Origin of the sequence: Rahnella sp. Larv3_ips, assembly GCF_003697865.1 — a bacterium.
Taxonomy (GTDB): Bacteria; Pseudomonadota; Gammaproteobacteria; order Enterobacterales; family Enterobacteriaceae; genus Rahnella; species Rahnella rivi.
Window position 1 is genome coordinate 272,404 of the sequence record NZ_MJIB01000003.1, and the last position, 5,605, is coordinate 278,008.

The 5,605-nt window shown below is 45.2% G+C and carries 9 protein-coding genes; 2 read left to right on the forward strand and 7 right to left on the reverse strand.

Annotated elements, in window-relative coordinates:
• Together ED901_RS01250 and ED901_RS25280 are read left to right on the forward strand one after the other, a co-directional pair.
• Positions 1 to 302, forward strand: a 302-nt coding sequence (locus tag ED901_RS01250) for an RNA 2'-phosphotransferase (RefSeq protein ID WP_205965059.1), incomplete at its 5' end; no start/stop codon positions are given.
• Positions 303 to 485: 183 nt separating this feature from the next.
• Positions 486 to 623, forward strand: a complete 138-nt coding sequence (locus ED901_RS25280; RefSeq protein WP_122094348.1) for a SymE family type I addiction module toxin — start codon at positions 486 to 488, stop codon at positions 621 to 623.
• A 37-nt stretch (positions 624 to 660) separates the two neighbouring features.
• Here the strand turns inward: ED901_RS25280 and ED901_RS01260 are convergent, their stop codons facing one another.
• The 7 genes from ED901_RS01260 to ED901_RS01290 all read right to left on the reverse strand — a co-directional run.
• Positions 661 to 1,029: a DUF596 domain-containing protein gene (locus ED901_RS01260; RefSeq protein ID WP_122094350.1), complete on the reverse strand. Its 369-nt coding sequence runs from the start codon at positions 1,027 to 1,029 to the stop codon at positions 661 to 663.
• Positions 1,026 to 1,322, reverse strand: coding sequence for a hypothetical protein (locus ED901_RS01265; protein ID WP_122094352.1), 297 nt, complete (start codon positions 1,320 to 1,322; stop codon positions 1,026 to 1,028). The genes ED901_RS01260 and ED901_RS01265 overlap by 4 nt, the downstream gene beginning before the upstream one ends.
• A 17-nt stretch (positions 1,323 to 1,339) precedes the next feature.
• On the reverse strand, positions 1,340 to 1,990 hold the full coding sequence (locus ED901_RS01270; RefSeq protein WP_122094354.1) for a hypothetical protein: 651 nt from the start codon (positions 1,988 to 1,990) through the stop codon (positions 1,340 to 1,342).
• Between the two features lie 261 nt (positions 1,991 to 2,251).
• Complete coding sequence (locus tag ED901_RS01275; protein WP_122094356.1) at positions 2,252 to 2,806, reverse strand: hypothetical protein; 555 nt, start codon at positions 2,804 to 2,806, stop codon at positions 2,252 to 2,254.
• On the reverse strand, positions 2,793 to 3,656 hold the full coding sequence (locus tag ED901_RS01280) for a DUF6862 domain-containing protein (RefSeq protein WP_371414275.1): 864 nt from the start codon (positions 3,654 to 3,656) through the stop codon (positions 2,793 to 2,795). The genes ED901_RS01275 and ED901_RS01280 overlap by 14 nt, the downstream gene beginning before the upstream one ends.
• A complete protein-coding gene (locus ED901_RS01285; protein WP_205965061.1) occupies positions 3,649 to 4,281 on the reverse strand; it encodes an SMI1/KNR4 family protein in 633 nt (210 codons plus the stop codon). The genes ED901_RS01280 and ED901_RS01285 overlap by 8 nt, the downstream gene beginning before the upstream one ends.
• The coding region (locus ED901_RS01290; protein ID WP_205965062.1) for a VENN motif pre-toxin domain-containing protein at positions 4,278 to 5,605 on the reverse strand (1,328 nt) is incomplete at its 5' end. The genes ED901_RS01290 and ED901_RS01285, both read right to left, overlap by 4 nt.

The window sequence follows — 5,605 nt, forward strand, 5'->3', positions numbered from 1 at the left end:
TACCAGACGTGAACCTTCAACATATAGAGAAAAAACCGCCAGAATTCCTCTACCATGGCACTGCAACACGCTTTCTTGAATCTATTCTTCAGCAAGGATTGATTGCAGGTTCACGTCACCATGTGCATTTATCACAAGACATAACCACAGCCGTAGCTGTCGGACAGCGATATGGAAAGCCTGCGGTGCTAAAAGTTGAAGCCCTGCGGATGCATCAACAGGGATTCAACTTTTTTCAGGCTGAGAATGGCGTATGGTTAACGAACCATGTCCCCGTTTATTTCATTTCGACGGAAAATTAACTTCATGAAAGTTCATTAGATAAAAATACATCTGCTGCAAGCACATGGAACGTAAGGTTCTCTGACAAAAACTGAATGCTAAAATGCTTCAATTCTGGCGGTTCATGGCTCGACGCGGAACGCCATGCTTTCAAATTTTCCCTTACCCATTCGGAATTTCTAAACTCGGTTAGCAGAACGTGCATGACCACCTATTACAACCGCTATCCCAGCCTGCACCTTAAGGGCGACTGGCGAAAAGATGCAGGGTTTTCAACCGATACGCAGGTGATGGTGGCCGTGGAGCGGGGGCAACTGGTTATTCGGCCTGTAACTGAATGACAGATAAAAAATCCCGGCTCAGGTGGCCGGGATTCATTTAAGTCCATAACTCTCCACCATCAGGGGTTAACCACACCACTCCAGCGGGAGCCTTCACCAAAAACCACATTCCATATTCATCTAAATCGTCGTCTTCATCTTCATATGGATATGGCGGCCAAGCTGCTTGTAATACCTGTATTTGTTGCTCAACAGTACCAGATAAAAATATACCATTTTCAGCTAACTTAATTTTCTTCTCATTTAATAACCGAGTCAAAAGAACAAAAAAAATTTCCTTTCGGAACAAATAATTATCAGGCAACTCAGTGCATTCAACGCTGATATGCTGCCAAATAGCTCCCATAGATAACCCATAAGAACTTTTGATAACAGATGAACATATATCATTGATATTTTTCATCATTTAAATTTAACCTCTACTCTTCTGCCACCATTTATCGATGGCGTCATTAAATCTATGGTCCATTTGGCACCGGTTTGTTGTGCTGACGTTGAAAAGTCCCTCAATGTCACAGTGCTGCCGGCCGAAGGTCCTGCGGTAACTTTTATCAAGTACACAGTACCTTTACCAGGAACCACCTTAGCTGATGACATACTTTCTGATCCCGCAAGCTGCTTAAAGTAAGTCATAACATCAGCATCCGTGGCGCCAGTAAATACAGGCGCACCTACACTTAACTGTGGATCTGCAACCATTGCTTTTCCATTAATATTTAGCTGGAAGTCCTTCGGATGTACTGCTGGATTATTAAATTGAGTGGCAAGATCATCAATTTTTTCACTGCTTGCTGCTGTAATACCGATCCAGATGGTTTCACACTTAAATCAGAACTATTTTTCGCATTTTGCCCGATTCTTTCTAGCGCTTCTTTTTCAGCTTCAACTAGTGAGCCAGTTTCTTTTGAAGATGCCTGCTCAGCCATTGAGCCGGTCTTCCCGCCAGGCGATAGAACTTTCGCCGGTACTACTATTCCCGTCAGTATCCCCGCCAAATTCTCCAACGCGCGTTGATCACCCTGTGAGGCTTTTACGACAGTATTCTTAATCTCTTCCCCAGCCTCACCGTTAAACAGCGATTCCAGCACTTTTCCCACAGCCTGATCTTTCTTGTTCAGATCGCTTGTCGCCGTATCACAGTAACTATCCCCTGTGGCACAACTGACTAAGGCCATCGCCGCATCAAGGACCAGATCACCACCGGCCATACCCAGATCGCCAGTATCACCAACAAAGTTCACCAGACCATTGGTGAGCTGAGATGCCAGATTTTCACCCATAGCCTCACGAACTAGTGCTTTGGTGGCTTCTTTATTTTCTTTAACCGACTCACGGGCTTTATCACCGGCCAAAGAGTTATTATCCACAACAACTTTATCCAGTGCGGAGTCAGCCAGTGAACAGCATTTTTCCTAGTACACTCAGCAGCTTACAACCGCTTTTTCCCTGTGCATTCTGGCTCAGGCAACTTTTTGCCCAGACGCGCTTTTCAGCCCGTTACGCCATTTCCCCCTATGTTGTTAAAGAGTAATACCAGCCCCCTGTGTGATCTGGCTGCAACGGCGGGAGAAAGGGGAATTTAGGGCTTAGGTTTAGGAACCTAGACCTAATTTTGCTGGGATTTGGATTTATAAATCATCTTCTGAGATAACCTCCTCCGCCCCACAGGCTTTAAATAACCATTTTAAAGCACCAGACATAAAAGGGGAGTCAAGAGCAGTTACCTCGATTATGAAATGGCTATTATTTAACGGTGCATCAAATAACACTGCATTCCACCAAAACCATTCTCGCTCATCAGGCTCTAGCCAAGATAACCATGATGATAATGTCCATTTATTATCGTTGGAAGCTTCAGTAAGCTTTTCTTCATAAGATAACCCCCCCCAGTTTTGAATTTGCTTTTCTGTTTCTTTTTCAGTTGGTTCTGGCAAAAAGCCATCAACAAACTGTGATGGAAGAACATTTGACCATTCATCAAGAGAAGGCCAGTTTTGCGTAGAATGATTATTTACAGTGATTAGCACCTCTTTTGCCAAGTCTAATACTGCGCGTACATCATTACAGGACACAATGAATCTGGCGATTCCGACACCAGTGGCTTTTTCTGTTGACTGGGGAGGGTTTTGCAACCTCTCCCTCTCCAGTAATATTTGCCGCAATTTTTCATCACTTACTTGCATCTTTTCCTGTCCCCTGAATGATTTTGTCTTGTAACTCTTTCAGCTTTTCGGGCCTTATTCCATATTGATCCTTAGCTTTCGTTGGATCAGCAATAACAGGTTTTCCTTTATTTTCTGGCAATCGAGCAACACTTTCTTTCACAGCAGTATTTCTTAAATCATCCAGAACAGAGTGAGGTACTTCAAACGTTTTTATCGTTGCACCATCCATATTCTGAGTGCCACGTTTTTCGAAGAATTCCAGCGCCTTGGCTTTATCACCAAAATTTAAATATAACGTTGTACTGCCAGTGATACTAACCTGCCCGTTGTCTCCAATTAAAAAACGAGTGTTTGGTGCTCCCTCAACACGATAAACAGTTACAGTACTTGGGCCTTTCAACCCCCATACAGCACCACCTATAGCTGCTGTGGTGTGTGTTATCGCCATTCCGGTATACAGCGCAGAAGCTGTTTCGACGCTGACACCCCAGTTACTGGCAATGTTCTGGATGTCTTTGGCTTTCTGGGCTTGAGCGTCTGCGGTTGCGTATTGCCACATCAGACCATCGACTTTATCAGCACCCTCTTTGTATACACTGGCCATCGTGCCGATATACTGACCGTCCATCTGTTCGTCGTAGCTTCTGCCCATCGCGGCCAGTTCCTGACGCAACCCACTACATTGCGCTGAAGACAAGCTCTTACACGCATCATCAATCGCTGCATCAAATGCCTTATCCTTCGCGTTCAGGTCACCAATTAACTGCTCTGCCTGCTTTTTCTTCTCACCTTCCAAGTACGGCAGCAACCATTTCGCATCCTGACGTTGCTTCTCGTCAGTTGCATTCAGCGCATTATTCTCAACTATTCAGTTTAATACTACTACCGTCAGGTACATCCCTTATTTGCAATGCAAGAGCTGCCCTTTTTTTCATTCCTTGTGTAGATTCTTCCAGACAAAGATTTTCAATATCATATTCTCCGCCAGCAACAAATGGCAATTTCGGCACCAATCTAAAACCTTCAGGTATCGCCCCATGTGTCTGCTGCCAAGTGTGAGCTAATGGATAACCTGTTAATACGCTAAAATCATTTAGAATTATCTCACACCATTCATTTAAATCCTTGGCAAGATAATCAAAAGAACCTGTTTCAGGTTCAAATATATAAACACCATTCTCTTTTAAACAGAACTGCCCCCCAAAGATATCTTCAGCAAAAAAGAACGCACCACGAGCAAGTCCATCATATGAAGAAATCCATAAATCGCTCTTATTCCAATCAAGAACTCCGACCTCTATCTCTGTAGTATCAAATGGTAAAATATGTAAGGCAGATTCGAAACCATAGCACCCATTTTTTTGGTTTAATAATGCTACCAACTCATTCATCAGGAAATAATTAGGCAAGAGAGAAACATCCCTAAATATTTTATGTGAAACGATACTATCACTGCATATGGATAATAATTCATCTACAGATGTCGACATCATTGAACTCCCTTATCTGTTTTAATAATTACTGATGTACCGTCAGGCAAACCTCTACATTGAGCTCCAATACATGCTCCTGCTCCTCTGTTATCTGAAGGATTAATTGGTCTAACAGAAGCCCCCTTTCCACCTTCCTTAAACATTGCAGGAGGATACTCATCACGATCCGCTCCTTTAGTCGGCGATGTATTTCTCAATGATTCTTTTCTTCTTTGGGCTGCGCCACTGCGGTCTATAGTTAACACCGTAGGATGACCTGCTTTTTGGGCATCCTCAATATGCCTTGCTGATTCAGGATACTTCGTCTTATTAACAATAATAACTTTTGAAATTTCATCACTGGCCTCATTCATCAGCCGTGAAGCTTCTGCTACATCACCTTTCTTGAGTGCTTTTTGGGCTGTTTTCAGCAGGCCTGATGCTATACGTTCGCCAGGAATAATTGTCGCTGCTGCAAACAGATAGTCAAGCGCTGACTCAGCCTCAGTAAACGTCTTGAGTGTACCCACCACTGGCACAAAATCCGTCCCAGTCAGCAGAACATCTTTAAGACTATCACGACGCTCCGTATACATTTTCACTGAGCAGGCCTCTGCACTCAACCCACTGCAGTTTTCTTTCTTATAACGCTCGTTTTCCGCCTCAACGTACTCACCGGCCTTCTGCTCCAGCGTCTTGCCTTCAAATTGTGCCTGAGCTATATCGCTCAGCGCATTATTCTCCACCGCATTCTTACCAGCCTGAGCACCCGCTATCGCATTGGCACTGCTGTCACCGCTAATCCCGCCAGCAAGACCCGCTGACAAGGTTGATAAGGTGGAAATTATCTGCTTCTGTTCTTCACTCAGATCGCTGCGGTTTACCCCTGGATACAGTTGCTGAGCGATGTACTCACCCACTACCGCACCCGATGCGCCCGCCAGCGCGCCGTTACCGTTAGCCTGCGCAGTGATTGCACCTAACAACGCATGTGCCATCAAATTCGCGGTGACATTTACCTCATCCTTCGGTCCCGACGAAGTCTGCACGGTGGATGTCGTCATGTCATGGATAACGCTGGCCATGTATGGCGAGAGCCCGCCCGCAAGCGCCTGACTCATGTCATTACCGACGAAGCCACCTGGGAAGCACTGTGTGAAACCAGCCAAGACCGCCATGATTTTGGCGCGGATTAGGTACGGCAGAACTGCGAGCTGATCATCGGTGGAGACTGGATCGCCGAGTCTGGGATCATCAACCTGGCACAACTGGAGATCACCGCCGTACCCGGAGTGATCCGGTTGCAACGGCGGGAGGAAGGGGAAGGATTTCGGGCGGAACCGTA